Source organism: Streptomyces sp. NPDC006602 (assembly GCF_042870385.1).
Classification (GTDB): domain Bacteria; phylum Actinomycetota; class Actinomycetes; order Streptomycetales; family Streptomycetaceae; genus Streptomyces.
In genome coordinates this window covers 387,739-414,056 of sequence record NZ_JBIAHG010000006.1, presented here as the reverse complement: position 1 = coordinate 414,056, position 26,318 = coordinate 387,739, and the positions used below count along the sequence as shown (strand labels likewise).

Annotated in this window: 27 protein-coding genes, 1 tRNA gene and 1 pseudogene; 1 reads left to right on the top strand and 28 read right to left on the bottom strand. The window is 70.8% G+C overall.

Going from position 1 to position 26,318, the window contains the following annotated elements; all coding sequences use genetic code 11:
- Positions 1–50 precede the first annotated feature (50 nt).
- Together ACFYO2_RS19810 and ACFYO2_RS19805 are read right to left on the bottom strand one after the other, a co-directional pair.
- Entirely contained in the window at positions 51–2,153 is a 2,103-nt protein-coding gene (locus tag ACFYO2_RS19810; RefSeq protein ID WP_388350353.1) for a GTPase, read from the bottom strand.
- A gap of 3 nt (positions 2,154–2,156) precedes the next feature.
- Positions 2,157–3,764 carry a dynamin family protein gene (locus tag ACFYO2_RS19805; protein ID WP_388350350.1) on the bottom strand — a complete coding sequence of 536 codons (1,608 nt, stop codon included), beginning with the start codon at positions 3,762–3,764 and terminating at the stop codon, positions 2,157–2,159.
- A 324-nt stretch (positions 3,765–4,088) separates the two neighbouring features.
- Here ACFYO2_RS19805 and ACFYO2_RS19800 point away from each other — a divergent pair.
- Positions 4,089–4,164: transfer RNA gene (locus ACFYO2_RS19800), tRNA-Arg, on the top strand.
- A 376-nt stretch (positions 4,165–4,540) separates the two neighbouring features.
- Here ACFYO2_RS19800 and ACFYO2_RS19795 read toward each other — a convergent pair.
- The 26 genes and pseudogenes from ACFYO2_RS19795 to ACFYO2_RS19670 form a co-directional block, all read right to left on the bottom strand.
- Entirely contained in the window at positions 4,541–5,218 is a 678-nt protein-coding gene (locus ACFYO2_RS19795) for a TetR/AcrR family transcriptional regulator (protein WP_388350347.1), read from the bottom strand.
- Positions 5,151–5,888 (bottom strand): 4'-phosphopantetheinyl transferase family protein, encoded by a 738-nt coding sequence (locus tag ACFYO2_RS19790; RefSeq protein ID WP_388350344.1) that lies wholly within the window; start codon positions 5,886–5,888, stop codon positions 5,151–5,153. Before ACFYO2_RS19790 ends, ACFYO2_RS19795 begins: the two co-directional genes overlap by 68 nt.
- A 113-nt stretch (positions 5,889–6,001) precedes the next feature.
- Positions 6,002–6,292, bottom strand: a complete 291-nt coding sequence (locus tag ACFYO2_RS19785; protein ID WP_388350341.1) for a DUF6059 family protein — start codon at positions 6,290–6,292, stop codon at positions 6,002–6,004.
- Between the two features lie 203 nt (positions 6,293–6,495).
- Positions 6,496–6,948 carry a MarR family winged helix-turn-helix transcriptional regulator gene (locus ACFYO2_RS19780; RefSeq protein ID WP_388350338.1) on the bottom strand — a complete coding sequence of 151 codons (453 nt, stop codon included), beginning with the start codon at positions 6,946–6,948 and terminating at the stop codon, positions 6,496–6,498.
- Complete coding sequence (locus ACFYO2_RS19775) at positions 6,945–8,114, bottom strand: MBL fold metallo-hydrolase (RefSeq protein ID WP_388350335.1); 1,170 nt, start codon at positions 8,112–8,114, stop codon at positions 6,945–6,947. The genes ACFYO2_RS19780 and ACFYO2_RS19775 overlap by 4 nt, the downstream gene beginning before the upstream one ends.
- A 104-nt stretch (positions 8,115–8,218) precedes the next feature.
- On the bottom strand, positions 8,219–9,256 hold the full coding sequence (locus tag ACFYO2_RS19770; RefSeq protein WP_388350332.1) for a methyltransferase: 1,038 nt from the start codon (positions 9,254–9,256) through the stop codon (positions 8,219–8,221).
- A 15-nt stretch (positions 9,257–9,271) separates the two neighbouring features.
- Positions 9,272–10,765, bottom strand: a complete 1,494-nt coding sequence (locus tag ACFYO2_RS19765) for an MFS transporter (protein ID WP_388350329.1) — start codon at positions 10,763–10,765, stop codon at positions 9,272–9,274.
- Between the two features lie 82 nt (positions 10,766–10,847).
- On the bottom strand, positions 10,848–11,735 hold the full coding sequence (locus tag ACFYO2_RS19760) for an SDR family NAD(P)-dependent oxidoreductase (RefSeq protein WP_388350327.1): 888 nt from the start codon (positions 11,733–11,735) through the stop codon (positions 10,848–10,850).
- A gap of 50 nt (positions 11,736–11,785) precedes the next feature.
- The gene (locus ACFYO2_RS19755; RefSeq protein WP_388350324.1) at positions 11,786–12,598 is read right to left on the bottom strand and encodes an ABC transporter permease; all 813 of its coding nucleotides are present in this window, start codon (positions 12,596–12,598) and stop codon (positions 11,786–11,788) included.
- Positions 12,595–13,368 carry an ABC transporter permease gene (locus ACFYO2_RS19750; protein WP_388350321.1) on the bottom strand — a complete coding sequence of 258 codons (774 nt, stop codon included), beginning with the start codon at positions 13,366–13,368 and terminating at the stop codon, positions 12,595–12,597. The genes ACFYO2_RS19755 and ACFYO2_RS19750 overlap by 4 nt, the downstream gene beginning before the upstream one ends.
- Positions 13,365–14,351: an ATP-binding cassette domain-containing protein gene (locus tag ACFYO2_RS19745; RefSeq protein ID WP_388350318.1), complete on the bottom strand. Its 987-nt coding sequence runs from the start codon at positions 14,349–14,351 to the stop codon at positions 13,365–13,367. The genes ACFYO2_RS19750 and ACFYO2_RS19745 overlap by 4 nt, the downstream gene beginning before the upstream one ends.
- A gap of 122 nt (positions 14,352–14,473) precedes the next feature.
- Positions 14,474–14,929, bottom strand: a complete 456-nt coding sequence (locus ACFYO2_RS19740; RefSeq protein WP_388350315.1) for a MarR family winged helix-turn-helix transcriptional regulator — start codon at positions 14,927–14,929, stop codon at positions 14,474–14,476.
- A 443-nt stretch (positions 14,930–15,372) separates the two neighbouring features.
- Complete coding sequence (locus ACFYO2_RS19735) at positions 15,373–16,230, bottom strand: BTAD domain-containing putative transcriptional regulator (protein WP_388350313.1); 858 nt, start codon at positions 16,228–16,230, stop codon at positions 15,373–15,375.
- A 235-nt stretch (positions 16,231–16,465) separates the two neighbouring features.
- On the bottom strand, positions 16,466–17,191 hold the full coding sequence (locus ACFYO2_RS19730; protein WP_388350310.1) for a LuxR C-terminal-related transcriptional regulator: 726 nt from the start codon (positions 17,189–17,191) through the stop codon (positions 16,466–16,468).
- A 122-nt stretch (positions 17,192–17,313) separates the two neighbouring features.
- A complete protein-coding gene (locus ACFYO2_RS19725; protein ID WP_388350308.1) occupies positions 17,314–18,288 on the bottom strand; it encodes a carbohydrate kinase family protein in 975 nt (324 codons plus the stop codon).
- A 109-nt stretch (positions 18,289–18,397) separates the two neighbouring features.
- Positions 18,398–18,523: pseudogene (locus tag ACFYO2_RS19720) on the bottom strand (S-adenosylmethionine synthetase N-terminal domain-containing protein); the annotation flags it as partial.
- Positions 18,524–18,654: 131 nt separating this feature from the next.
- Complete coding sequence (locus ACFYO2_RS19715) at positions 18,655–19,821, bottom strand: FAD-dependent monooxygenase (RefSeq protein WP_388350300.1); 1,167 nt, start codon at positions 19,819–19,821, stop codon at positions 18,655–18,657.
- 1 nt (position 19,822) lies between these two features.
- Positions 19,823–20,203 (bottom strand): antibiotic biosynthesis monooxygenase family protein, encoded by a 381-nt coding sequence (locus tag ACFYO2_RS19710; protein ID WP_388350298.1) that lies wholly within the window; start codon positions 20,201–20,203, stop codon positions 19,823–19,825.
- Positions 20,196–21,242 (bottom strand): amidohydrolase family protein, encoded by a 1,047-nt coding sequence (locus tag ACFYO2_RS19705; RefSeq protein ID WP_388350296.1) that lies wholly within the window; start codon positions 21,240–21,242, stop codon positions 20,196–20,198. The genes ACFYO2_RS19710 and ACFYO2_RS19705 overlap by 8 nt, the downstream gene beginning before the upstream one ends.
- Positions 21,239–22,192, bottom strand: a complete 954-nt coding sequence (locus ACFYO2_RS19700; RefSeq protein ID WP_388350294.1) for an NAD(P)-dependent oxidoreductase — start codon at positions 22,190–22,192, stop codon at positions 21,239–21,241. Before ACFYO2_RS19700 ends, ACFYO2_RS19705 begins: the two co-directional genes overlap by 4 nt.
- Positions 22,189–22,548 carry a SchA/CurD-like domain-containing protein gene (locus ACFYO2_RS19695; protein ID WP_388350291.1) on the bottom strand — a complete coding sequence of 120 codons (360 nt, stop codon included), beginning with the start codon at positions 22,546–22,548 and terminating at the stop codon, positions 22,189–22,191. Before ACFYO2_RS19695 ends, ACFYO2_RS19700 begins: the two co-directional genes overlap by 4 nt.
- A gap of 26 nt (positions 22,549–22,574) precedes the next feature.
- A complete protein-coding gene (locus tag ACFYO2_RS19690) occupies positions 22,575–22,934 on the bottom strand; it encodes a SchA/CurD-like domain-containing protein (RefSeq protein ID WP_388350288.1) in 360 nt (119 codons plus the stop codon).
- Positions 22,935–23,007: 73 nt separating this feature from the next.
- On the bottom strand, positions 23,008–24,243 hold the full coding sequence (locus ACFYO2_RS19685; RefSeq protein ID WP_388350286.1) for a beta-ketoacyl synthase N-terminal-like domain-containing protein: 1,236 nt from the start codon (positions 24,241–24,243) through the stop codon (positions 23,008–23,010).
- On the bottom strand, positions 24,240–25,544 hold the full coding sequence (locus ACFYO2_RS19680; protein ID WP_388350283.1) for a beta-ketoacyl-[acyl-carrier-protein] synthase family protein: 1,305 nt from the start codon (positions 25,542–25,544) through the stop codon (positions 24,240–24,242). The genes ACFYO2_RS19685 and ACFYO2_RS19680 overlap by 4 nt, the downstream gene beginning before the upstream one ends.
- The gene (locus ACFYO2_RS19675; protein WP_388350280.1) at positions 25,541–25,765 is read right to left on the bottom strand and encodes a hypothetical protein; all 225 of its coding nucleotides are present in this window, start codon (positions 25,763–25,765) and stop codon (positions 25,541–25,543) included. Before ACFYO2_RS19675 ends, ACFYO2_RS19680 begins: the two co-directional genes overlap by 4 nt.
- Positions 25,762–26,199 carry a cupin domain-containing protein gene (locus ACFYO2_RS19670; protein WP_388350277.1) on the bottom strand — a complete coding sequence of 146 codons (438 nt, stop codon included), beginning with the start codon at positions 26,197–26,199 and terminating at the stop codon, positions 25,762–25,764. The genes ACFYO2_RS19675 and ACFYO2_RS19670 overlap by 4 nt, the downstream gene beginning before the upstream one ends.
- Between the last annotated feature and the right edge of the window lie 119 nt (positions 26,200–26,318).

Below are 26,318 nucleotides of genomic sequence, written 5' to 3'. Positions count from 1 at the left end.
CCGGCGTCGGGCCCCCGAGCTCCCCCAGGCCTCAGGCTCCCGAGCCGGGATCACCGTGCCGCCGCCCCCATGACCCGCCCGTACTGCTCCCGTACCTCCCGGTACCGCAGCAGCTCCGCCGCCACCGGATCCAGTACCCGCGCCCGCCCGCACCCGGCGGACGCCTCCCTGAGCCGTCGCTCCGCCTCAAGCCCATACCGCCGCGCGGGTCCCCGTGCCGCCATCCGGCAGCTCCACTCGACCAGCGGGCCGCCGATGATGCCGGCCACCATCAACAGCACCGGAACGCCCAGGTTCGGCGACATGAACCCGACGATCTGCCCCACCAGCCAAAGCCCACCGATCACCTGAAGGATCGTCATGGACGCCTGGGCGAACACGGCCGCCGGCCACCAGCCCGGCCGCGGCGGCCGGCCCGGCGGCAGCCCCGCCTGCGCCGCCAGCTCGTCCAGCGCCTCGGGCAACCCCTGCGCACCGCGTACGGCGGCCTCGCGCACCGCCAGTGCCCACGGTGCGGGCAGTCCGGCCGACGCCCGGTCGGCCAGCGTCCGTACAGCCTGCTCGACCCGCTGGCGGGCCGTGGCCTCCTCGTCGGCCTGGGCGCGCGACGGCAGCCGCCCCGTGGGAGGTTCGAACCGGTCCTGGTACCACCGCCACAGGCGCAGCCAGGGCGTCCCGCACGCCCGGTTCGCGTTGCGCAGCCACGCGCGCTCGGCCGCCTCGCCCGCGGCGGTGGCGCCCACCGCCTCCGCGAGCCGGGCGGCGAACTCGTCCCGCGCCTTCTCGCTGAGCCCGGTCCGCCGTCCGGTCGCGTAGACCGGCCGCAGCCGCCATCCGGCGGCGTCCACGTCGGCCGCGATGCGCCGGGCCGCGGCCCCGCGCTCCGTCACGAACTGGCCGAGCGCCTCCCTCAGTTCACCGATGCCGTCGCCGGTGAGCGCGGACAGCGCGAGCACGGTCGCGCCGGGTTCGCCGTACTCTCCGAGCGCGACTCCGTCCTCGTCGAGGAGCCGCCGCAGATCGTCGAGGACCTGCTCGGTGGCCTCCCCGGGCAGCCGGTCGATCTGGTTCAGGACGACGAACATGACCTCCGCGTGCCCCGCCATGGGCCGCAGATAGCGCTCATGAAGGATGGCGTCGGCGTACTTCTCCGGATCGACGACCCAGATCACCGCGTCGACCAGCGCCAACACCCGGTCCACCTGCTCCCGGTGCTGTACGGCGGCCGAGTCGTGGTCGGGCAGGTCCACCAGGACGAGCCCGCGCAGCTGCGCCTCCGCCTCGGCGCTCTGCACCGGGCGCCGCCTCAGCCGTCCCGGGATGCCGAGCCGGTCGATGAGGGTGGCCGCGCCGTCGCTCCAAGTGCAGGCGATGGGCGAGGCGGTGGTGGGCCGCCGTACGCCCGTCTCCGAGATGTTCACCCCGGCGAGCGCGTTGAACAGCTGCGACTTGCCGCTGCCGGTCGCGCCCGCGATGGCGACGACGGTGTGCTCCCCGGAAAGCCGCCGCCGCGCGGCCGCCTCGTCGAGGACCCGGCCGGCCTCCGCGAGGGTCCTGCTGTCGAGCCGCGTACGGGAGAGACCCACCAGTTCGCGCAGTGCATCGAGACGGGAGCGCAGCTGTCCGTCGTACGCAAGCTGGGGCACGACCTGCGGAGGGGACGGCCTGGTCTCCACAACGGAGACGTGCTGCGCGGCGGTCTCCTCGGTGACCCTGCGCGCGATGAGCCCGTCGTCCCAGGCGCTGTCGGAGTCACCCTTCACGCGCGCGTGCCGGTCGGTGGACGACCTCTGGGGCTCCTCAGCCGCCTCTGCCGCCTCGGGCTCCTCGGCGTCCTCGAGCTCCTCGGAAGCTGCGCTGAAGGTGGGCTCGCCACTTTCTGCAGCTTCGGTGACCTTTGCCGCTTCAGTGACTTCTGTAGCTTCTGCAAGGTCCGCGGCTTCCGTGGCATCTCTGAATTCTTCTGTGGCTCCGCCGTCCGAATCGGCATCTACGGGATGGTCGTTCCCGGAGGCCCGCTCCTCGGAGACGGTGTCCTCCGAACGCTCGTCCGAGGAGCGCGCCTCGCCGGCATCATCCATGCACTTCGTGGGGTCCGCGTGGTGGGTGTGGTCGGTGTGGCCCGTGTGGTCCTGGTCTGTGACAGCGGTCACTGGTCACCTCTCCTTCTGCAGTACGGACAGCGCAGCGATGAGCTCGGCCTGCGGTTCTGGGTGGATGTCCAGAGCGTCGAGCGGGGCGAGGCGGCGCTCGCGTTCGGTGTGCATGATGCGGTCGAGGTGTTCGGTGAGCAGCCGTCCGGCGCGGTCGCGCAGCCGCAGCGCGCCACGCGCGCCGATCCGCTCGGCGAGCCCCTCACCGGCCGACCGTGCCCGGCGGCCGCCCAGCAGCGCGGTGGCGACGAGGGCGGCGACCACCTCGGGGGTGGGCGCGATGCTCCGGTCGAGGTCGCTCACCTCCTCCTCGGCGCACTCCTCGAGCTCCCGCCGCCACCGCCGTACGGCCAGTGCGATGCGGTGCTCGGCGCTCTCTGGGAACGGGCCAGGGTCGGTCAGTTCCGGGGCCCCGGCGGCCGGTTCGCGCCGCCAGGCGTCGTCCACGCGCTCGTCGGCCGCGGTGACAGCGCACAGCAGGAGGGCGCCGAGGCTCTCCACGAGGGCGTCGAGGAGCTCCTCGGCGGTGCAGTCGAGCGGGAAGGCCCGCCAGCGCTTCAGGGCGTCGCCGGCGAGCACGGCGCCTGCCTTGAGACGGCCCCGTACGCGGGCGCGCTCGCTGCCGTACGCCCCGTCGACGGCGGCGGTGAGCCGTAGCGCGGCCGCGTACTGTGCGGCGGCGGCGCTCGCCAGCTCGGGCATCCGGGCCTTGAGCGAGTCGAGGACGCCGTACGCGGTTCGGGCCAGCGTGTGTTGCCGGGCCGCCTGGTCCTGCGCCTGATGCAGGAGCCAGGTCCGCAGCGGCGCCACGGCGGTGCCCGGCAGGAGCCCGCCGCCCCACGCCGACTCGGGCAGTTCGGGCACGGTGAAGCGGGGTACGTCGCCGAGTCCGGCCTTGGTGAGCAGCGCGCCGTACTGGCGCGAGACCTCGGAGACGACTTGGTGGGGCACCCGGTCGAGCACGGTGACGAGCGTGGCTTTGTACTCCTTGGCGGTGCGCAGCAGATGCCAAGGGACGGCGTCGGCGTACCTGGCCGCCGTGGTGACCATGACCCAGATGTCGGCCGCGCAGATCAGTTCGGCGGCGAGGACGCGGTTGTCGGCGACGAGGGAGTCGACGTCGGGTGCGTCGAGGAGGGCGAGGCCGGGCGGAAGGGTGTCGGCGGTCTCGATGCGCAGCACCCGCGCGGGGTTCTCACCGGGCAGCAGGAGTTCGTCCGCCGGTTCCTGGTGGGGCACCCACACGCGCGTGAGGTCGGGCAGCACCCTCATCCCGCTGAACCAGTGATGATCCTCCGGATGGCAGACCAGCACGGGAGTCCGGGTGGTCGGCCGCAGCACGCCCGCCTCGCTGACCCGTCGGCCCACGAGCGAGTTGACGAGCGTCGACTTTCCGGCCCCGGTGGATCCCCCGATCACGGCCAGCAACGGCGCTTCGGGTTCCCTCAATCGGGGCACGAGATAGTCGTCGAGCTGGGCGAGGAGTTCGTCGCGGTTGGCACGCGCGCGTGGAGCCCCCGGCAGGGGCAGCGGGAAGCGTGCGGCGGCGACACGGTCGCGCAGGGCGGAGAGTGCGTCGAGCAGCTGAGGCCGTACGTCCAAGGTCACCACATGCGAAGAATGCCCAATTTTAGGGGAATTCTGAAGCATATGAGCATGTCTGCGCGCCGACGAGACAGAAGGGACGGAAGGGGCGACTGGGACGCGGGCACACTCCAGGCATAACGAGTACACAACACCCGATGCGCAAGTAGCCAAAAGCGATGCACGATTCGTACCTGCCTGCGATTATCAGGACCGCTTCACCGAACCTCCACATCGAGCCACGGAGGGGAAGCAACAGGGACAAGGACGCGGGAGCCCTATCCTTGTCCCCGGCAACGTCACGGATCAGCCCACACCCGGGCACACCCAAGACAGAGGCCACCACACCCGGCCCCCGTAGCTCAGTGGATAGAGCAGGCGCCTTCTAAGCGCTTGGCCGCAGGTTCGAGTCCTGCCGGGGGCGCCACCGATGCTCCGCTGATATGGCGACGTTTTGGCAGGTCAGATGGGGCGCATCCGATCTACTGGATCAATCGGATGCAGAACTTCCGTCGGGGCCTCAGTCCGGCTGGTGCTAGATGGTGTCCCTCGTCGTGGTGTACGGACGGCGTTCGGCAGGACGGTTCGTCCGTCGGGTGAAGTCTTGGGTTCAACCAGTCGTCGCGACGCGCGTTTTCGGAAGGTGCGTCGACATGGTCACAATGAGCCAATCTTCGCAGGTCACAGGGGGCGCTTCGCGACCAGCCCCGGGCTGCGGCTCCCGCCGGGGGCGCCCGGTCTCCGTCCTCCTTCGGGAGGCGTTTTTGCTGGTCAGGTGGTCGTTGCGGACGCATCCAGGCGGTTCAGGGACCGATGACCGGTAGCAACAGGTCCTCCACGAGACCGCGCAGCTCCCGTTCCGGCACAGGGCCCGTGCCGAACCTGGGGCGGTACAGCAGCAGGGCCAGTACGGCCTCGACAGCCATGTCGGCCTTCATGTCGGCGTGCGCCGCGGCATGGCCGGAGCGCCGGACGATCACCCGGGCGCACCGCTTGGCCGGCTCTGCGACGGTTGCGGTGAACAACTCGGCGAACGGGCCGCGGGACACGGCGTCGCACCCTTCGAGCACGGCGCGCAGCGCGACTCCGTACGGCGAGGTCATGAGCGTGCGCAGGGAGAGCGCCAGGACGACGAACTCGTCCCGTGTACTGCCCAGTTCGGGGCACTCGATCCGTTCCGGCGGTGCATGGCGCAGCGCCGCGGCGACCAGGGCCTCCTTGGACGGCCAGCGCCGGTAGATGGCGCTCTTGCCCGTCCCCGCACCCAGGGCTACGCCCTCCATGGTCAGATCCGCCCACCCGACACGATTCAGCTCCGCGATCACCGCGTCCAGGATCGCGGACTCCAGCAGCGGACCGCGCCGACGCCGCGGGACGGCGGTGTCGAGCGCGCCCGCGTGCGGCTTCCCCGGCTCACGCGGCTCGTCCGTGGCTGCGGGCGACGGCGAGTGCGTACGGTCCTTCGACGATGTGGCAGGCAAAGCTCCACCTCTCGTTCCTGGTGTTCTCCCCCACGGCGTTCCCGTCCCTGGCGTCCTGCTGCCCGGAGCTCTGGACCCCCGTATGCCCGGCCGCCGCCACCAGGCCGTACGGTGCCGACCCGGACCGTCCGGCCGCCGGGCGGCGCGGCAGGAACCCGTGCGTGGCGAAGTCGAGGCTCATGCCGAGTCCGACCGCCTTCGCGTACGCCTCCTTCAGCGTCCACAGGCGCACCAGCTCACCCTCCCGCTCCGCGTCCGGAAGGGATGCGAGCCAGGCGCGCTCTTCGGGACTGCAGTGATGCCTGCACAGAGTGTCGGCGGCCGGGAGTCGCCGGTCCGCCCGCTCCGCGTCCACACCGATCCGCCCGCCGTGGCAGAGCCCCACCAGGACCAGACCCGCGGTGTGGCTGAGGCTGATGCCCACGCCGGGCCGACCGGCGAGCGTGGGACGGCCTCCTGGTTCGCCGGCGAGGGTGATCCGGGCCGGTGGCGTGCCGAGCGCCGCGGCCGCGACCTCCTTGGCCAGGAGCCTCGACGCCAGCAGCCGGTCCCGCACCAGCGGATGCCGAAGCACCGCGAGCCGGCGCCGGTCCGCCGGATCCAGCCCGGGCGGGGGCGTCCGGCCGTCCCACCCCGCCGGGAGCCAGTCCGCGACGGAGCCCCACGCCAACACGGCTCCGTGCTGGGCGAGTTGGCGACGTATGGCGGTGAGTTCACCACCGCGACCGGGGATACGCAGGGGGGACGGCAGCGGACCGGGACCCTCCGGAGGTTCTTGCGGTCTCAACGGCGCGTCACAGAACGGGTCCTGGTGAACTCCGTCCACACCATGAGCTCCTCCTCCGTCAACGGCAGTCCCTTGACCACCCGTTCAGGATGCCCCGGGCCGGGGCCGCGCAGAGAAGGACCTGGCGTTTCCCCGTCGTACTGCTCCCCTGACCGGTACCACGTCCGGCCGAGTTCGATGAAGCCACGCCCGATCCCGAGGGCAATCCGGCGGATCAACAGGCCGGCCCGCAGGCGCAGCACGTACGGGTGGAGAAGGAAACGTAAGCGTCTGGCGGTCCTTGCCATCGGGCGGCCCCCTCTCTGGCTCACCCAAGAGCATACACATGACTCGGTCAATTAATGAATGATTCCAGTAATTGTTTCCCGGGAGAGACGAACGCAGGACACGGACGGCAGTCAGGAACGACTGAGGGCGGTCCCCCTGTGACGGGACCGCCCTCAGTGACGGCGAACCATGGGTGACGACGACCGGGAGACCGGCGCAGAGGTCAGATGCCGTCCGACATCTCTCTGAGCGCGTCCCGCAACTCGGACTGCCGCTCGGCGGGCATTCCCTTCAGACCGGGTACCCCCGAGAAGAGCCGCGACTCGAGTGCCGTCCGCACCCGTCGCCCCTTTGCGGTGGGAGCGAGCTGTTTGATCCTTCGGTCGCTCGGGCTCACCCGCCGCTCCACCAGGCCGGCCTCCTCCAACTGGTCGGCCAGGGAGGTGACGTACGAGGCGTCGATCTGCAGCTCGTCGGCGATCTCCCGCATCGACCGCGGCTCGCCGATCAGCCGGACGGTCTTCGCCTGCTGCGGAGTGAGGCCGAACGATGCGGCGGTCTCGGCGTAGTGGTCCCGCAGCCTTCCGAAAAGCTTGTAGAAGAGCTCGAAGATCTCTCCCTGCAGCAGGATGTCACCGGGGGCTTCGGCGGGCTTCCGGGTGGCGCGAGGACTCATTCCCGCATCGTACTCGCCCCCGTGACCGCGCCAGGATGCTCCGGCCAGCCACCTTCCGGTGCCGCCGCGACCGCTCGCCACCACCAGTCCTCGGGCTGTTCGGTGGCAGGCTCTAAGGGGGCACCGGGGCGGGGCACGGCGATCCGTGCGGCCAGCTCCCGCGCGGCGGCCACCGTGCCCTCCGCAGGTTCCGCCCAGGGATGCGGCGCGAGGTCGAAGGTGCCCCAGTGGATCGGCAGCATGACGCCCGAGGGTGTGCCGCCGGACAGGTCGGCGTGCGCGCGGATCCCTTCGGCGGGCGTCATGTGGTTGGCGGGCCACAACTCGCTGTAGGCACCGACCTGGATCATCGTCGCGTCAAACGGGCCGTGCCGTTCGCCGATCTGCCTGAATCCGGGGAAGTACCCGGTGTCGCCGCTGTGATAGATCCGGTGCTCGTCCCCGCCGACCACCCAGGACGCCCACAGGGTCTGCCGACGGCCGAGCGGTCCGCGCCCGCAGAAGTGCCGCGCGGGTACGGCGGTCAGCGTCAGCCCTGCCACCTGGGCGGACTCGTTCCAGTCGAGCTCGCACAGCCGCTGCGCCGCAACGCCCCAGTGCTCCAGGTGCGCGCCGACGCCGAGGGGTACGGCGAAGACCACGTCACGGTCCGCGAGGGCACGGATCGTCGGCATGTCCAAGTGGTCGTAGTGGTCATGGGAGATGACGACCAGGTCGAGGCCGGTCAGCGATTCCAGCGCCACCGGCGCCGGGTGCAGCCGCCGGGGCCCCGCGAAGTCGAACGGCGAGCAGCGCGCGCCCCACACCGGGTCGAACAGCACCCGCCGCCCGTCGATCTCGGCCAGGACCGTGGAGTGTCCCATCCAGGTGAGGCGCAGCCCGGAGTCGGGCGGCACGGCGAGCTCCGCGAGCGTGTTCTCATACACGGGAACGGGTTGTACCGGCTTGCGTCCGGGCAGTGCGGACGCCCGTAACTGCACCGGCAGCGCCTTGGCCAGACCACGGACAGTGGGCCGGTCCGGCGGCCCGAGGGGGTTGGCGAACACCCCGTCGGCATAGTTCGGCGACTGCTCGATCCGCCGTAGTCGCGCGCCCGCGGGATCCGCACCGAAGGCGGCGGGCCGGGCCGGTACGAGTCTCGACAGCTGCCGGCTGAAGCCGGTCATGGAACCTCCCAGCAGTGGAAGACGCTCTGCGGCGCGAACCGGCCGGGGTGCAACAGCAGGCCGCGCCGGTTCGCGCCGCAGGTCGGGCGGCGGGGCGAGCCCGATCAGATTGCCTCGGCCTCCAGCAACCCCATGTTCCTCGGGCCTTCGATCTCGCGTACGGGCCTGAAGCCCGTCTCGGCGAGCAGGGCCGCGTACTCATGGGAGCTTCGTTCGCGGCCACCGAGGACGACCAGCATGACCAGGTCGAAGATCTTGCCCATGTGGGGTGTGTCGTCGTCGGGGAGGAAGCGCTCGAAGATGAGGAGACGGCCGCCCGGGCTCATCGCCGCCCGTACGTTGCGCAGGATCGCCGTCGCGTCTGCGTCTGCCCAGTTGTGCAGGACGCGCGAGAGCAGATAGACGTCGCCGCCCACCGGAGCACTGTCCAGGAAGCTTCCGGCGACCAGGGAGGACCGTGCACGGACCGGCCCGTCCAGCTCCCGCTCCGCCTGGGCGATCGCCTCGGGCAGGTCGAACAGCGTCCCGGACAGCTGCGGATGCCGGGACAGGACGCTTGCCAGGAGCGCTCCGGTGCCCCCGCCCACGTCCACGACGTGCTTGTACGGCCCGAAGTCGAAGGACTCGGCGATCGGTGGCACGACCGCGGCGCCGCCCATGACCCGGTTGAAGTTCTCCGAACCCGCCGGGTGACTGCTGAGGTAGTCGTAGAACGTCTTCCCGTAGATCTCGTCGAACGCCGGGCGGCCCGTTCGCACCGAATGGGCGACCTCTCCCCAGGAGCGGAAGGTCTCCTCACCGAAGAGCAGCGCCGAGTACTTCTGCGTTCCCGGTACGCCGTCGCGGAGCAGGTGGCCCGCCTCGTCGAGGGCGAACCGCCGGTCACCGAGCCCCCGGAAGACTCCGAAGGAGGAGAGCGTCCGCATGATCCGGTAGAGGGCGTCGGGATCCAGGCCCGTGGCCTCGGCGAGCTCGTCCGAGGTCTGCGGGCCGTTGGCGAGGCGGTCGGCGAGGTCGAACCTGGCCACCGTGTACACGGCCTGCGCCACCCACGGGCTCGTCAGGATGCGCAGCAGGTTCTCCGAGCCGGCGGGGGGTCCGCCGGGGCCGGGTGCCCGCGTCTGTGAAGGATTCGCTGTCACGGCAACTCCCTTGTCTCAACGCGCGATCTGGACATCGCCCTGGTCCTCCAGGACGACCATGGGCGGCAGGGTGGTGGGCTTGATACGGCCGATCAGCAGGGCTGCCAGCACCGCGCCACCGATCAGCAGGCCGCCGCCGACGGCGAAGGCCAGATGCGTGCCGCCGAGCAGCGCGACCTTGGGCGCCACTCCGCCGTGCAGAAGGTGGCTGGTGCGGGAGGAGTTGACCGTGATCAGCACGCCGAGGCCGATCGCCCCGCCCACCTGCTGGCTCGCGTTCAGCAGGCCGGAGGCGAGGCCGGCCTGGTGCTCCGGCACGTCGTGGACTCCGGCGATGTTGATGGAGAACGAGGTCCAGGCGATCCCGACGGCCATGAGGACGAAGCCGGGGAAGATGGTCGACCAGTACTTCCCGTCGAGGGGAGCGTTGGCGAACCAGAACATGCCCGAGGCGAGGAAGAGCATGCCTCCGGTCATGACCGGCCGGACGCCGGTCCTGGGGATCAGCGGCGCCGCCGTGCCGAAGCCGAGGAAGATACCGACGAAGAAGCCCATGTAGCTCAGCCCGGCCCGCATCGGCGAGTAGCCCAGGATCTGCTGGATGTAGAGCGTCAGCAGGAAGAAGGTGCCGAAGTTCGCCGAGGCCATCAGGACCTGGGCGACATTGGCCATCGTCGGGCCGCGCCGCTTGAAGAACGAGAGCGGGACCAGCGGGTCGTCGGCGACGCGCTCCCGGATCAGGAAGCCCGCGAGCAGCACGGCCGCCGCGACGAAGCTGGCCACCGAGGCCGTCGAACCCCATCCTTGGTCGGAGGCGTGCAGCAGTCCGTAGACGAGGATCGAAGAGCCCGCCGTGATGGTCACCGCGCCGATCACGTCGAACCCGCGGGTGCCGGTGCGGCGGCTCTCGGGTGCGATCCGGGGCAGGAGCAGCAGCGGGATCAGCGCCACCGGAAGGTTGACGAAGAAGATCCAGCGCCAGTTGACGAGGTCGGTGATGACACCGCTGAGGACCACACCCGTGGCACCGCCGAGGCCGGTCAGCGCACCCCACACGCCCAGGGCACGGGTCCGCTCCTTGGGGTCGGTGAACAGCACGGCCACCATGGACAGTGCGGCGGGTGCCGCGAGGGCGCCGCCGAGGCCCTGCAGCGCGCGGGAGCCGATCAGCATGCCCTGGCTCTGGGCCACCCCGTTGCCGAGCGAGCCGAGTGCGAACACCAGGGTGCCGACGATGAAGATGCGTTTGCGGCCCAGCGTGTCGGCGAGCCGGCCGCCCAGCAGCAGGAACCCGCCGAAGGCGACCACGTAGGAGTTGACGACCCAGGCGAGGTTCGCCAGCGAGAAGCCGAGATCCTCCCGGATGGAGGGCAGCGCCACGTTCACGACGGTGTCGTCGAGGAGCAGCATGAACTGCACGAGGCAGAGCAGCAGCAGGATCTGCCATCGCCGCCCGTTGGGCGTCGCAAGCCCCGCGCTCGTGCCCGGCAGCGGAACTGTTTCAGTCATGGTGTTTCTCTTTCTGTCCAGTGCTGTCACGTGGTGCGGATGACGGACGGTCGCGGGCAGAGGGTGCGAGCCGTCGAAGGCCCTAGGGCTCCCGGTCCGGTGCGGGCTGCGTGGTCAGGCGCTCGCTGAACGCCCACAGACGTTGCAGGACCTCCGGGTCGGCGATCGCCTTCGCGGCCTTCGCCGGGTTGCTCTTGCGGAAGTAGAGGCCGCTCACGCCCTCGAACTCGGGGTCGACGGCGAGTCGGACGAGATGGCTCGCGGACTGGGCGGCGGTCGGCGCGAAGCGCAGGAAGCGCCGGACCACCTTGAACATGCCGACTTTGGCGTCGTCGAGAAGGGCGGTCTGCGTCAGTCCGGGCTCGACGGAGTTGACGGTCACGCCGCTGTCGGCCAGCCGCTGGGCGGCGGACTTCGAGTGGGCGACGACGGCGAACTTGGAGCGGGCGTACGCCTGGAAGGCGTCGTACGACCGGGGCGAGACGAGATCGTCCCAGTCCATCCGGGCGCGGCCGTGGATCCCGGAGGCGACGTTGACCACGCGGGCCGGCGCGTTCGCGGCGAGCGTCTGAGCGAGGAGCGACGTGAGCAGGAACAGCGAGAGGTAGTTGGTCGCGAACTGCAGCTCGATACCGTCCGGCGAGGTCCGGTGCGCCTTCTCGATGGTGCCCGCGTTGTTGATCAGGACGTTCAGGCCGGGCAGTTGCGCCCTGACGTCCTCGGCCAGGCGTCTGATCTCCGCCTGCGACGAGAGGTCGGCGTGGAACAGGGTCAGCCGGGCCGCGGGAAACTCCTCGCTCAGCGCCCGCAGCGCGGCCTGTCCGCGGGCCGGTGACCGGCAGACGAGGCCCACGGCCGCGCCACGCGCGGCAAGACCGCGTGCCGTCTCCAGTCCGATCCCCGAACTGGCGCCAGTGACCAGGCAGATCCGGTCCTGCAGCGACGGTTCTCCCGTCGTTCGTCCCGTCATGCGGAGGGGCTCCTCTCTCGACGACTTTTCGTACGGTTCGCTCGCGGATGTCATGACGCCCCCGCCGCCCGCGCCCGGCGCAGGCCGAACACGGCCCACAGCTGAAGCAGCAGGAGCAGCACCGCGAGGCAGGCCCCCGAGGCCGCAAGCCGCACTCCCTCGCCCTGGATCAGACCCCGTCCGGACTCCAGCAGCACGGTGAACGGGTTGACCCGCGCGACCGCCCGCAACCAGGGCGCGAGCAGCGCCACCGGGGCGAAGACCGGTGCGAGGTAGACCAGGAGGAAGGCGACGAGCTGGGCCAGCGGGGCGGCCTGCATGGTCCTGAAACGCAGCGCGATCCCGCAGCTCCACAGCGCCCCTGCGGCCGCAAGCAGCTCGCTCATCACGAAGAACAGCAGCAGCTCGACGGGGCCGGCGCTCACCCTCATCCCGGCCGCGGCGCCCAGGGCGTACAGGATGACCGTGACCACCGGCGCGCGGCCCATCGCGGTCAGTACGTATCCCCACACGACCGCCTGCTGGTTGCGCGCGCTGAGCAGGAACCTGCGCGCGACGCCGGTCTCGAAGTCGCGGGCGAGCGCGAGACCGCTGAAGATTCCGGTGAAGACCGCGCCCTGCAGCGCGACGAAGACGTATTCGAAGGCCGTGTAGCCGTCGTGGAAGTCGAAACCCTGCTGCCCCGCGAGGACGGAGAGCCCGCCGGCGAACGCGACGAAGAAGACCAGGGGTGCGGCAACCGGAGGCAGGAACAGGGAGGGAGTGGTGAACGCCGCGCGGAGGTTGCGCGCCGCGATCCCGAGCGCTACATGGACGCTGCCGGTCCGCTGTGCCACGGCGGCTCCGGTGGTGGTGGCGGTCATACCGTCACCGTCCGGCTGCTCAGGCGGCCCACCGTCAGGGACACCGTGACAGCGGCGAGCCCGGCCGCGATCCCGAACCCGACTCCCGTTGCGTGTGCGACGTTCCCGCCGATGAGCGGCGCCCTTACGGCCTCGATGAGGTACGTCACCGGATTCCAGGAGGCGAGGGTGCGGAACCACCCGGCCGTCATCAGGTTCCTCGGCATGAAGAACGAGCTGAACAGCAGCAGGACGAAGGTCAGCGGGAAGGTCGCGAGGACCGCCTCGGAGGAACGGGTGCGCAGGGCCAGGAACGCACCGCAGGAGCTGAAGGCCATGCCCATGACGGCACTCAGCGCCACGATCACGGCCACCTCGGCCGGAGAGTGCGGCCACACCCCGACCACCGCGCCGGCGAGCAGGCAGATCAAGGACTGGATCACCGCGAGCAGCGCGGAACCGCACAGCTGGGCAAGCACGATCAGCCCCCGGTTCATGGGCGTCAGCAGCAGCCGGCCGAAGAATCCGCTCTGCACGTCCGACACCAGGTCGAGGCCGCTGTTCACGCCTCCGACGAGCGCGCCCTGGACGAATCCGCCGGCCAGCAGGAAGGAGAAGTACGAGTCCGTGGGAAACCCGGGAACACGCGTGGACAGGTCGAGGCCGCCGGCGAACAGGGCGAGCAGCAGCACCGGGAAGCCCAGCATGGGGAGGAAGGCGGCGGGCCGGCGCAGCGTCCGCAGCGCGGAGCGCCGGGCGAGCCAGGCCACCTGGGTCAGCGCCGTGTTCATGAGGCCATCTCGGGGAGCAGATCCCCCGCCTCCTGCCGGCCGTCGCCGGTGAGCGACAGGAACACGTCGTTCAACGTCGGTGCGCGTACCTCGAGTTGCTCGACGACGATGTCCGCGGCGTCCAGGGCACGGACGATCTCGGGCAGCTCGCGGGCCACGCTCGTCACCCGGACAGCGACGGCTCCGGGACGCACCGCGGAGCCGAGCGGACCGAAGCCCGCCAGCAGGTCGGCGGCGGCCGGGCGCTGCTCCGCGGTCGGCACGATCTCGATGGCGGGCTGCCCGAACTGGTCCTTGAGGTCGTCTGGCGTCGCTTCGGCGATCATCCGGCCGCGGTCCACGATGCCGATGCGGTCGGCCAGTACATCGATCTCCTCGAGGTACTGGGATGTCAGGAAGACCGTCACCCCCTCCTCCGAGGAGAGGCGGCGTATCTGCTCCCACAGCGCCTCACGGCTGGGCACGTCGAGGCCGTTGGTGGGCTCGTCGAGGAAGAGCACGGCGGGCCGGTGCAGCAGGGCGAGCGCCAGGTCCAGGCGGCGCTTCATGCCGCCCGAGAAGGTGGACACCTTGTCGCCGGCCCGGTCGGTGAGCCCCACGGCCGCCAGCAGTTCCTCGCCGCGCCGGGTCCGCTCCGCGCGACCGAGGCCGTACAGAGCCGCCTGGAGCTTCATGTGCTCCCGGGGGGACAGAAGCGGGTCGAGCGACACGTCCTGCATCGCCACACCGATCGAGCGGCGCACCCGCCCCGCCTCGGTGACCACGTCATGGCCCGCGACCCGCACCGTGCCCGCGGTCGGCGGCAGCAGTGTGGTCAGGACGTTCACGGTGGTGGACTTGCCCGCTCCGTTCGGCCCCAGCAGGCCGTAGATCTCACCGTGGCCGACGCGCAGATCGAGACCGTCGAGGGCACGGCGCCCCTTGGCGAACTCGCGGACCAGGCCGGTTACTTCGATGGCGGGTCCGCGGGTTCGTGCACTCAAGTCCATGTTCGGTCCTTCCGGACGGTGACGCCCATGCCAACTGGGATGTGCCCGATGATGGTATCAGTCAATGCTTGACTGATTCAAGGGTTACGCCGTTTCGGAGGGCGCCGACGGTCGGCTCAGCAGGCGTCGAACATCGCGCGCAGCGCTCCGTACAGAACCTCGCGCTGCTCGCCGGACATCCCCTCCACACCCGGCACCGCAGAGAAGAGCTTCTCTTCGAGGGCGGCCCGCAGCCGCCGCCCCTTGGGGGTCAGGGCGAGCTGCTTGACCCGCCGGTCGGCCGGGCTCGGGCGGCGCTCGATGAGGCCGCTGTCCTCCAACTTGTCGGCGATGCCCGTCACGTAGGAGGCGTCGCACTGGAGCACGTCGGCGATCTCCCGCATGGAGCGCGGGTCGCCGACCAGCCGGATGGTCTTGGCCTGCTGCGGGGTGAGGCCGAAGGCCGCCGCGGTCCCCGCATAGTGGTCGCGCAGCTTCCCGAACAGCACGAAGAACAGCTCGAAGATCTCCTTCCGCGAGGAGTCCCCCGCGGGACTCCTCGACGGCTCCGACCGGAAGGCATCAGTGGTCACGCGCTCACACCCTTGGGCTTAATTTTGCCTGAACCTTGAATCAGTCAAGGATAGACTGCGCCATCAAATTGGAGAAGCTGAGCGGCGTGACCCGCTGACACCGGAAGCCTCTCGTGGCTGAAACAGCCTCTTCAGCTCGGACGATCCGCCAGGCCTCCCCACGCCCACCTCGGGCGTCACGGGGAACATGCCGCCACCCACCTGGATGCTTGACTTGTTAAAGGATTGGCTCGAACATGTATGTGAGGACGAGCCGCAGCCCTGGCCGGTTTCGGTCGGACCATCGGAGGGGGTATGTGAGGGGTCTCGAAACCGCACCGGGTCGGCACGGGTGCACCGCGGTTCCGCTTCCGGGGACGATCCCGCCCGGGCCCCGGAGAAGCGGGGCCTCGATCAGGGCCGGTCCCGGTTACGGATCGCCGCCCCGCCGATGCTGCCTGAATTCACCTCGCCGGGCGGTCTCCGTAAACCGGAGGAATCTCTTTCGGCAGAGGATTGTCGAGATTCGCGTCGGCGTCGAGAACAGTCAGCCTCAGTTGATTGATCCAGGCCGCCGGTTCCGTTCCGAGTCCCTTTTCCATGTCGCGACGCAGGCGCTCGAAAAGTTCAATTGCAGACGTTCTCCGGCCGCTTCGCTGAAGTGCCACCATATGAAGCGCGTGAAGGTATTCGTGCATTCTGTTTCGTGCGGTGAGTTCGGTGAGTTCGTCGAGAACGAGGTGGTGCCGGCCGAGTTCCAGATCCAAGGCGATACGCCGTTCCGTGGCGGTGCGGCGACGCTCTTCGAGCGCCAGGATCTCGCGCTCGAGCACGGGGCCCGGCTGCAGATCGGCCAGTGCGGGGCCGCGCCACAGGTCGAGGGCGGCACGCAGCAGCTGCGCGGCCCCGTCCCGATCCCCGACCTCGCCCCTGCGGTTGCCCAGGTCGACCAGCCGCCTGAACTCGGCGGCATCGCTGGCGAAGCACTCCCCCGGCCGCAGAACGTATCCGCCGGGCACCGTCTGAAGGATCTCCTTGGCGTCCGGCCGCTCCGGTGTGTGACAGGGCAAAGCCGAGGTCAGGGCATGCCGCAGGCGCATCACATAGGCATGGATCGCGCTGGTGGCACGCCGAGGCGGGTGTCCTGCCCACAGCTCCTCGGTGATCACGAGGTTCGTCAGCAGGGTGCCCGGGTTGAGGGCGAACAGAGCGAGCAGATTGCGGGGTTTCCCGGCGGTGGGGACGATCGACGCCTCTCCCACGCCCGCCTGGAACGGCCCCAGGAGTCCGACGTACATCTCCATCCCTCCGAACAGCGCCACAGAGCCGGCGTACAGGACGATGCCGTTCAGCTGATCGCCGGAGGCGTCGTCGGCTCCCTGACCGGTGGGGGGTGTTGGTCGGCCCGGGACAGTATGCCGACGCCTCGCCGGAGCCACCATTCCGCCGATGCACCACTGCCGTATGGCAGTTACCCTCGAGTAATCACCAGAAATTACACCATTCTCGCCTACGCGCGCGACCGTGCGCCGGGTGCCTGCCCCGGCGCACGTCCGGCTACCGCTGGTGCGCCTGCAGCGCCAGGATGGCGAGCTGGGTGCGGTCGCGGAGCCCGTACTTGCGCAGCACCGCGGCGAGATGACTTTTCACCGTGGCCTCTCCGACATGCAGACGAGCCGCTATCTCGGAGTTGTTGAACCCCCGTGCGACCAGCCTGGTCACGTCCAACTGCCGCCGGGTGAGGCCCTCCATCTCGGCACCGGGCTCCGTCGGCCCGCACTCGGAGCCCCACGCGGCCCTGCAGTGCGCCTCGCTCCCCCCGGACGCCGCCTGGGTGAGCCGTCTGACCAGGGCCTCCGTCGCATCACAGTCCAGCACCGTGTCGTTGCGTGCCACAGCCCGTACGGCGTCGCGCAGCCGGTCCGGCGGCGCCAGCCGGGGGAGGTAGCCGCGGGCGCCCGCCAGCAGCATCGTGGGAACGTCCCCCGACTTCTCCGTGAGCACCACCACTCCCACCCCCAGCCCGCTCAGGCTCTTGATGACCTCCGGCACGGCGGAGCACGGGCCCGGGTCCCCGGCCAGGACCACATGCGGTCGCAGGGTGGCGGCGAGGCAGAGGACCTCCGCCTGCGAACCGGCCTCGCCGATGACGGCCAGGCCGTCGTCGGCTTCCAGAACCGTCCGCAAACCGATGCGATAGATCTCCTGGCGCTCGCATATCAGCACCCGGACATCGGATTCGACGGCCGAAACGGCCTGTTCGTCGCCTGGTATGGCGACCATGGATGTATGTCTTGACAAGGCCTGCATGAACGTCCCCCGGAAATCACGGACATGGTGCCTGTTGGATGCGGCCCACCTGGAAGGTGGCGCGCCGACAATTATTTATACCCGTGACCGCTTCACTATCGCTGAACTTGGGACGAACTCGGCATGGGACATACATCATAGTGCTGGGCCGACCAGGCGATGAGATCGCTTTCTGAACACCGATATCCCTGACTTCCGGGAAATTCCAGAGCCATGGTCGCCAGGGTGGCTCCGAGTTGGGCGGACGCCCGGTCACCGAGACCCCGCAGGAGCCCCACCAGAAAACCGGCCCGGAATGCGTCGCCGGCCCCGGTCGGATCGGTGACGGACGCCGCCGGCACCGCCGGGAGGTGGACGGATCCGGACCCGGCTGTGTCGATACGGACGCCCTCCTGGCCCAGGGTGACGATCCACGCCCCCACCCGCTCCAGCACTTCGGATGCCGTGCGTCCGACGAGGCGCAGCAGCAGCGCCCGCTCATAGGAGTTGGTGAACAGATACCGGGCGCCCTCGATCATCGCGGTCACGTCCGCCGCCGTCATACGGGCCAGCTGCTGGGACGGATCGGCGGCGAACGGGAGGCCGAGTCTGCGGCAGGCAGCGGCGTGTCGCAGCATCGCCGTCGGATCGTCGGGCCCCACGAGCACGAAGTCGGCGCCGCCGGCGCGCTCGAGTACCTCCTCCAGGTCGATGTCGGCCGCCTCGGCCATCGCCCCGCTGTAGAAGGTCGCGATCTGGTTCTGGTCGGCGTCGGTGGTGCACACGAAGCGGGCCGTGTACCTGCTGTCGGACACGCGCACCTGCGCGGTGTCCACCCCGGCGGCCTCCAGCCAGCCGCGGTACTCCCCGAAGTCCCGCCCGGCCGCCCCGACCAGGAGGGGGCGCCGGCCCAGCGCACCGAGGCCGTAGGCGATGTTGGCCGCGACCCCGCCGTAGCGGATGTCGAGTTCGTCGGCGAGGAAGGACAGTGAGACCGCTGCGAGCCGGTCGGGGACGAGCTGCTCGCTGAAGCGCCCGGGAAACAGCATGAGATGGTCGGTCGCGATGGACCCGGTGACCGCGATACGCATCCGAGTGCCCCCGTCAGAGACCGGTCGCGTGGCGCAGGCCGTCGACGCGGTCGAGCCGTTCCCGAAGCACCCGAGGGGCTGCTCGGCGCCGAGCCGGCCGCCGACCGTGTCCGGTGGTCACCATCGTCTCCATGGCGACCCGGGCGGTGGGGTCCTGGGCCAGGCTGACCAGATCACAGATCTTGTCGGGATGGCCCTCGGTGACGGACTCACTGGAAAACAGGAGTCCTGATATATCCGGCATGGGTGACAGACACCGTCCTTCGCAAGGCGTCGACGACGTACGCGGTTGACGTACACAGGGGCCGTGGGCCGGCGAGGCGGGGGTTCCTCGCCGGCCCACGGGCTCGGGGAAGTACCGCCGGCTCAGAACGCCAGGCGGTCCTCCATGCGCCGGCGCCACACCCGCGGGGGCGTCAGCTTCAGGGACAGGTCGCGTCCGAGGCACAGGAACGGGCTGCTGAAGTGGTGCATCGCACCGATGCGCCGCGCCTCCTCGGTGATCGAGGAGGTGACGGGTCGCCGCCGGGCCTCGTAGGCCGCAAAGGCCTCGGCAACCGACGTGGTGGTCAACTCCGGGCACCTGCCCAGCTCCTGGCCCAGCACATGCGCGTCGATGATGGCCTGGCCGCCGCCCTGACCGGTGACCGGGGTGGTGGGATGTGCCGCGTCGCCGAGCAGGGTGACCCGGCGGCCGCTCCAGGTCGGCGCGGGCGGGCGGTCGTGGATCTCGTTGCGCAGGATCGCGTCGGCCGGGGTCGCCTCGATCAGTTCGGCCACCGGCGCATGGGCGTCGCGGAACCGCTCGAGGATCCAGCGTTTGCGCGCCTCTCCGGGAACGTCCCGCACGGACTCCGGTACCGCGATCGTGGCCACCCAGTAGAGGCGGCCGTCGCTGATGTGCCACATGCCGAAGCTGCGGCCGCTGCCGAGCGTCTGGCGGGCGATGCCGATCGGCACCGCGGGATGGCTGAAGGACGGTGCGATGCCGCGCAGCGCGACCCAGCCGGAGTAGCGGGGCTCGGCCGGACCGAGCAGCTGCGCGCGGATCACCGAGCGCAGCCCGTCGGCGCCCACCAGCAGCTCCCCGTGCTCTTCGGTTCCGTCCTCGAAGAGGAGGGTGACGCCGTCCTCGTCCTCGCGGTAGCCGACGGCGGTACGACCGAGCCGGACCGCTTCCTCGGGCAGCGCGTCCAGCAGGGCCTGCTGGAGCTGGGCGCGGTGGACAACGACGGTGGGCTCGCCGATGCTGCGGCCGATGTCGCCCTGCGGCCAGGAGACCAGGCGGTGGCCGCGCCACGAGTAGTAGCGGTAGTGCTCGATGGGCACGCCGGCCCGCAGTACGTCGTCCACGGCGCCGATTTCCCGCAGGGCCCGTACGGCGTTGGTCTGGACGCCGATGGCGGCGCCGATCGCGACCAGCTTGTGGGCCTGCTCGAACACGACCGCGTCGAAACCCTGTTGGCGAAGCGAGATCGCCGTGGCGAGGCCGCCGATGCCGCCGCCGGCCACGAAGACACGTCCGCGGGTCATGTCAGACCACCTCGCCCGCGGACGTCTGGGCGCGTACGGAGAAGCGCAGCGAGCGCGCTTCCGTCATCGCCTCGCGCAGCGGGCGCACCAGTTCACGGTGGGCCTCACTGCTCTCCCAGGCGCGGAAGGAGGCCATGTCCCGCCACTCGCTGGTGATCAGCCACTGCTCGGGGTCGGTGTCCGACCGGCAGAGCTGGTCCACCAGATGGCCCGGGGTGCCGTCCGCGACGAGGTGCCGTATCTGCTGATAGGCGTTGAGGAAGTCGGCGGTGCGGCCGAGCGGGACACGGACCAGGAAGACGATCCGGGCACGGTCGGCGGCCGGCTCGGCGCCGAGCAGCCCCTGGGGTGCTTCGGGGCGTTCGGAGAGGGTGTCAGACATGCGAAGACCTTTCCGCCGTGGGCGGGGAGACGAGGGCCGTCGCGGCCGTCCGGTCGAGTCCGAAGAGCCGTACGGCGTTGCCGCCGAGCACGGCACGTCGCCCGTCCTCGTCGAGCGGCAGTTGCTCGACGGCGCGGAGCAGATCCGGAAGCCGGCGCGGCAGGGGCGGCGAGTCGGTGCCGAAGAGCAGGTGCTCCGGGCCGAGCACCTCCGCGTTGAGCTTGAGGTGCGCTTGGCTGGAGACGGCGGTGTCGACGTACATACGGCGGACGGAGGCGCCGGGTGCCGCCGGGCGGGCGGGGGCGTCGGGACGGCCCCCGGCCGGAGGACCGGCCGGTCCCGCGGAGCCCTGCGGGGGCGTGCCTGCGGCTCCCCACGGGCGGGGGCGGGCCGCGGCGTCGAGGCGCTCGACCAGGGAGGCGATCGCACCGCCGCCCGTGGAGCCGATGACCTTCAGGTCCGGGTACTTCTCCAGCCACCCGGCGAAGGCGATCATCGCGAGGCCGGTGCCCATGTCGGCGTGCCGGACGATCTGTTCGACGAACCGGAAGTCCGTCACCGCGGCGCCGCCCGCCGGTTCCGCGGGCGGATGCACCAGCACCGGTCTGCCGATCTCGTCGGCGAAGGCGAAGAAGGAGTCCGCGTCCGGCGAGTCCAGGAAGCGGCCCTGCACCGAGGAGTTGACGATCAGACCCACGAAGTGCGGGTCGGCGAGGGTCTCCCGGACACCCTCGAAGTGGTCGTCGTCGCCGAACGGGTTCACGTACACATAGCCGCGCAGCTGCTCCGGGAAGCGGGCGAACACCCCCGCCATCCAGTCGTGGAACGCGCGCAACCGGTCGCGGGGCTGGGCGTAGTTGTCCATGCCCGGCACGCGCATCATCGCGCCCGCGCCCACCGGGCTCCCGATGATCGTGAGATCGATCCCGGCGGCCTCGCGGTCCGCGATCATCCCGTCCACATCGGTCAGACTCGGCGGCATCGGGAACCGCCGGGCGGCCTCCGGGGGCGACAGATGCCCATGGATGTCGATGATCACCGCGCACCTCCGGCCGCATCGCCGGTCGCTCCGGGCCGGTTTCCGGGTGGCCCGGGCCGCCCCCCGGCCGCCCGGTGCGACGGGTCCGGTGTGCCGCCGGGCAGCGCATGGGCGATGGACGCGCAGTCCAGGTCGCCCCAGCCGCGGGACACGGCGTCGTGGTGGGCCGAATGGGCGGCCGCGGTCATGGGCAGGGCCGTGTCGCGGGTGTGCGCCGCCTGCTCAGCGAGGCGGAGGTCCTTGGTCATCAGGGCGAGGCGGAAGTCGGGGGCGCCGTAACGGCCGGAAGCCATGCGGCGCGCCTTGAAGCCCATCACCGGCGCGCTGAAGCCGCTGACCGTGACCGAGTCCAGGACCACGGACCGGTCCAGTCCCAGGGCCTCGCCGAGCGCGACGACCTCGCCGAGGGCCTGCATCTCAAGGCCCATCAGCAGATTGAGCACCAGTTTGAGGTCCATGCCGGAGCCGAGCGGTCCGATGTGCGTGACCTCCTTGGCCAGGTCCCGCAACAGGGGCCGGACGCGCTCCAGTTGATCCTGCGCCCCGCCCACGTACAGCCGCAGCTCGCCCCGCCCCGCGTGCACCGCGTTGCCGAGCATCCCGACGTCGAGGAGTTCGGCCCCGCGCTCCGCCACCCGGAGCGCGAGTTCCTGGATCGTCGCGGAGGCCACGGTCCCGAAGTTCAGGACGAGCTGGCCGGCACCGAGCGCGTCGAGCAGTCCGCCCTCCAGCGTTGCAGTCAGGGCGGCGTCGTCGGCGAGAACCGTGATCACGTACTCCGCCTGGGCCACCGCCTCGCCGGGTGTGGCCGCCGCCGTAATCCCGCACTCCGCGAGACCTGCGCGTCCCGGTGTCCGGTTCCAGGCCCGCACCGTGTGCCCCGTCTCCGCGAGCCGGCGGGCGAGGGGAAACCCCATCGCCCCCAGCCCGAGCACCGCGACCCTGCTCACGCGGCGTCCCCTTCGCGTTCGCCCCGGCGGTCGGTGACCGTGGTCATCAGGTTGTCGGCGAAGAAGGCACGCAGGCCGTCCAGCGTGGTGAAGTCGTAGTCCCCCTCGAAGACCTGGGACATCTGACGGCCGACGTCGTGCACCGCGGTGGCGCGGGACAGCATCTCCACCGCCGCGGACAGGTCGCCGTCGAGGTCCAGGATCCGTACGAACTGGCCGTTCTTGCTGAACACCGATGTGCTGTGCAGACGGACGCCTCCCTCGACCAGCGGCGGGTCGCCGCTGCCGACGAAGATGCGCTGTGCGATCTCGGCCTTGTCCGGCTTCACCGGGTACAGCAGGGCATAGCGGGGCATGTCAACTCCTCGGAGAAGGGCGGGACTCACTTGGCCGCGGGCTTGGGGGCCTCGCGGTGCAGGACGGTGTGCATCAGCCGCTTGGCCAGGAACGTGCGGCGGGCCTCGGGGTCCGAGGGATCGACGGGCTCTTCGAGGTACTCGTTGAGCTTGCGCTCCACCGCCTGGACGGACGGGTCGGCGGCGAGGTGCGGGGCGACCTTGGCGAGATCGCCCTCGATCTCCATCACGCGGACGACGAGGTTGCCCTTCATGAAGACGGCGGTGCCGAGCAGTCGAGTCTCCTCGTCTATCTCCAGCTTCGGCGGGTCATAGGTCGACAGCAGCTCGGCGACGTCCTGCTCGGTGCCGGGCCGGACACGGAAAGCCAGGGCATAACGGTTCATTTCGGAGCTCCTCGGATATGAGTCGAGTACTGGTTGTGCAGGGAAGTTCCTTACGGTTCCGGGCCGTTGCGGCTCAGGCCGCGCGCAGCACCAGCGCGCTGTTGAAGCCGCCGAACCCGCGGGCGACGACCAGTGCCGTGCGCACCTCCGTCCGGCGGGCGGAACCCTGGACCAGGTCGAGGTGGGACGCGGGCACGGGCTGGTCGAGGTTGCCCACCGCGGGCACGAACCCGTCGCGCATCGCGAGCAGCGCGGTGGCCACGTTCAGGGACGAACCGCCTGCCATCATCCGCCCGGTGAAGCCCTGCGGCACGGTCACCGGAACGGGGGTAGCACGGCCTGAGAAGACCGCGCCCAGCGCGTCCAGCTCCAGAGCGTCGAGTTCGGGGCTGCCCGCTCCGTCGGCGACGACCAGGTCCACCTGGTCCGCGGTGACCCTCGCGTCGTCCAGAGCGATCCGCACGGCCCGGGCCAGCTGCGTGGAGTCCGGGGCGATGTCCTCGTGGTGGTGCGCGTCGTGCGTGGCGCCGTAGCCGGCGATCTCCCCCCACACGCGTGGGGCGCTGCGCCGCTCGGCGGCGTCCGCGTCCTCCAGGAGCAGCACCGCGCCGCCCTCGCCGGGCACATGGCCGTTGGCCCCGATGTCGAAGGGCTTGTACCCCTGCCGGGGATTGCGTGCCTCGCTGAGCCGCCCGCTGGTGGCCTGGCAGGTCAGCGCGTACGGCGTGATCCCGGCCTCGGTACCGCCGACCAGCACCGCCGAGGTGCCGCGCCGCAGCGCCCGCCGAGCCCAGCCGATGCTGTCCAGGCCGCCCGCGGCCTCGCTGACGACCACACCCGACGGACCCTTGGTGCCGTGCTTGATGGAGACCTGGCCGGTACTCGCGGCATAGAACCAGGCGATCGACTGGTAGGCCCCGACCGCACGCCGGCCCCGGCTCCACAGCGCCTGGATCTCACGCTGCCCGAACTCGTTGCCGCCGGAGCCCGCCGAGAGGAACACCGAGGTGGCGTACGGGTCGTGGTCGGCCGGGTCGTACTTCGCGTCGTCCAGAGCCATGCGCGCCGTCGCGAGGGACATCCAACTCCAGCGGTCGGTCTGCACCATGAGCCGTTCGTCGACGTGCTCCGCGGGAACGAACCCGCGGACCTGGCCCGCGAGTACGGCGGAGTGGCGCGAGGTGTCGAAGCCCTCGACCGGTGCCACGCTCAGCTCGCCCCGCAGCAGCGAGGCCCAGTGCTCCTCGGCGCCGACGCCGCTCGGGGCCACCACTCCGATTCCGGTGACCAGCACTCGGGACGCGCTCATGCCGCACTCCTCGCGGGGTGTCCGGGACGGGTCAGGACGATCGCCGACTGGAAACCCCCGAAGCCGCTGCCCACCGAGAGCGCCGCGTCGATGCGGTGCTCGCGGGCGGTGTTCGGCACGTAGTCGAGGTCGCATTCCGGGTCGGGGACCTGGTAGTTGGCCGTCGGGGGCACCACGGACCGCTGCATGGCCAGGGCGGTCGCGGCGACCTCGATGGATCCGATGGCGCCTAGCGAGTGCCCGACCATGGACTTGATCGAGCTGACCGGCACGGCGTACGCGTGCTCGCCCAGGCTGCGCTTGAACGCGGCGGTCTCGTGCCGGTCGTTCTGCTTGGTGCCGGACCCATGGGCGTTGATGTAGCCGATCGCGGTCGGATCGAGCCGGGCCTGGCCCAGCGCGTCGCCGATGGCCTGCGCCATCTCGGCGCCGTCGGGGCGCAGCCCGGTCATGTGGTATGCGTTGCAGCGGTTGGCGTACCCGGAGATCTCGCAGTAGATGCGTGCCCCGCGGCGCACCGCGTGCTCGTACTCCTCGAGGACCAGCACCGCTGATCCCTCTCCCATGACGAATCCGTCGCGGGTGCCGTCGAAGGGGCGTGACGCGTGTTCCGGGTCGTCGTTGCGGGCGCTGGTGGCCCGGATGGTGTCGAAGCAGGCCATGGATATGGGCGAGATCGGTGCGTCCGAGGCGCCGGCGATCACGATGTCGACGTCGCCGTCCTCGATCAGCTGACTGCCGTAGCCGATGGCGTCGATGCCCGAAGTGCAGCCGGTCGAGACGACGGTGGCCGGTCCGTGGGCGCCGTAGCGGACGGCCACCTCGGTGGCGGCGGCGGACGGGACCAGGGCGTGGTGCAGGAAGCGGCTCGCATAGCGCGGGTCCACCTCCCAGTGGGCGCCCTTGCCGCTGACCAGGACGTACTCGTCCTCCAGCCGGGTGGTGGCGCCCACCGCGCTGCCGATGCTGACGGCCACGCGTTCCCCGTCGGCGAGCAGCGGGCCGGCCGCCGAACCGCTGTCGCGCAGACCGCTGTCGGCCACGGCCTCGTCGGCGGCCACCAACGCGAACTGGATGAACCGGTCGTTGCGGTGGATCTCCTGCACGGTGAGTCCGCAGGCTGCGGGGTCGAAGTCGACCTCCGCGGCGATCCGGGAGCGGAAGTCCGAGGCGTCGAAGAGGCTGATCGGACGAGTCGCGGTACGGGCACCGGTGAGGGCGTCCCAGAAGCTCTCGCGGCCGATGCCGCCGGGTGCGACGACACCGATCCCGGTGACGGCCACCCGCCGGGCGCCGCTCATCGGGAGCTCCCGGTGTGCTCCGTCAGCGGCGCCAGCCGGATGTCCCGCTGGCCGAGTTCGGGCCGCAGCGCCAGCGGACCGAGGCAGAAGACGTCGAACAACCCGATCGGCGCTGCCGCCTCGGGCACACCGCCCGGTGCGGACCGGGCGTCGGGCTGTGCGGCCGCCGGTGCGGTGGGCTCGATGCCGCGGACGGCGACCAGGGGCGCGAGCGCGGTCATCGGCTGCTCCCCGCGGACTGCTGCTGCGGCAGCGGCTCGGTGTCGACGTGACCTAGTTCGGGCCGGGGCGCCAGCGGCCCCAGGCAGAAGACCAGGAACGCGGTCTCGGTGCCGTCGTTGACGAGCCGGTGCCGCACCCCGATCGGAAGGTGCACGGCCTGGTCGGCGCCCAGCACCTGCTTCTCGTCGTCGGCGGTCAGTTCGATCTCTCCGCGCACGCAGTACAGGAACTCCTCCGAGTACGGATGCCAGTGCTCGGTGACGACCTCCCCCGGCTCCAGGGTCAGCGTGCCCAGGAAGCCCGCCTCGGCTCCCACGGTGGCCGGCGAGAGGAGGGTGCGGATGTCGCCGCCGCGGCGGCGGTTGGACGGTACGTCGTGGCGGCTGACGCTCGCGGAGGCAGTGGGACGCCGCCCCGGGTGTTGGATGGTCACGTCTCTCCTCGGTCACGGTGAAGCGGGCATGGCGCAGGCGGTCGCGGTGCAGATGGCACAGGCGGTCGCGGTGCAGATGGGCGCGGCGCAGATGGTCGCGGCGCAGATGGTCGCGGGCG

What these genes read in the sequence shown, in the direction of transcription:
- ACFYO2_RS19675 (WP_388350280.1), bottom strand. Translation starts at nt 25,765, where the DNA reads ATGACCGCGCTCGCGCCCCTGGTCGCCGTCCGCGGCATCGAGCCCACC.
- ACFYO2_RS19750 (WP_388350321.1), bottom strand. Translation starts at nt 13,368, where the DNA reads ATGAACACGGCGCTGACCCAGGTGGCCTGGCTCGCCCGGCGCTCCGCG.
- ACFYO2_RS19685 (WP_388350286.1), bottom strand. Translation starts at nt 24,243, where the DNA reads ATGAGCGCGTCCCGAGTGCTGGTCACCGGAATCGGAGTGGTGGCCCCG.
- ACFYO2_RS19780 (WP_388350338.1), bottom strand. Translation starts at nt 6,948, where the DNA reads ATGAGTCCTCGCGCCACCCGGAAGCCCGCCGAAGCCCCCGGTGACATC.
- ACFYO2_RS19725 (WP_388350308.1), bottom strand. Translation starts at nt 18,288, where the DNA reads ATGCGTATCGCGGTCACCGGGTCCATCGCGACCGACCATCTCATGCTG.
- ACFYO2_RS19715 (WP_388350300.1), bottom strand. Translation starts at nt 19,821, where the DNA reads ATGACCCGCGGACGTGTCTTCGTGGCCGGCGGCGGCATCGGCGGCCTC.
- ACFYO2_RS19785 (WP_388350341.1), bottom strand. Translation starts at nt 6,292, where the DNA reads ATGGCAAGGACCGCCAGACGCTTACGTTTCCTTCTCCACCCGTACGTG.
- ACFYO2_RS19775 (WP_388350335.1), bottom strand. Translation starts at nt 8,114, where the DNA reads ATGACCGGCTTCAGCCGGCAGCTGTCGAGACTCGTACCGGCCCGGCCC.
- ACFYO2_RS19760 (WP_388350327.1), bottom strand. Translation starts at nt 11,735, where the DNA reads ATGACGGGACGAACGACGGGAGAACCGTCGCTGCAGGACCGGATCTGC.
- ACFYO2_RS19765 (WP_388350329.1), bottom strand. Translation starts at nt 10,765, where the DNA reads ATGACTGAAACAGTTCCGCTGCCGGGCACGAGCGCGGGGCTTGCGACG.
- ACFYO2_RS19710 (WP_388350298.1), bottom strand. Translation starts at nt 20,203, where the DNA reads ATGTCTGACACCCTCTCCGAACGCCCCGAAGCACCCCAGGGGCTGCTC.
- ACFYO2_RS19690 (WP_388350288.1), bottom strand. Translation starts at nt 22,934, where the DNA reads ATGAACCGTTATGCCCTGGCTTTCCGTGTCCGGCCCGGCACCGAGCAG.
- ACFYO2_RS19730 (WP_388350310.1), bottom strand. Translation starts at nt 17,191, where the DNA reads ATGGTCGCCATACCAGGCGACGAACAGGCCGTTTCGGCCGTCGAATCC.
- ACFYO2_RS19680 (WP_388350283.1), bottom strand. Translation starts at nt 25,544, where the DNA reads ATGAGCGGCGCCCGGCGGGTGGCCGTCACCGGGATCGGTGTCGTCGCA.
- ACFYO2_RS19755 (WP_388350324.1), bottom strand. Translation starts at nt 12,598, where the DNA reads ATGACCGCCACCACCACCGGAGCCGCCGTGGCACAGCGGACCGGCAGC.
- ACFYO2_RS19695 (WP_388350291.1), bottom strand. Translation starts at nt 22,548, where the DNA reads ATGCCCCGCTATGCCCTGCTGTACCCGGTGAAGCCGGACAAGGCCGAG.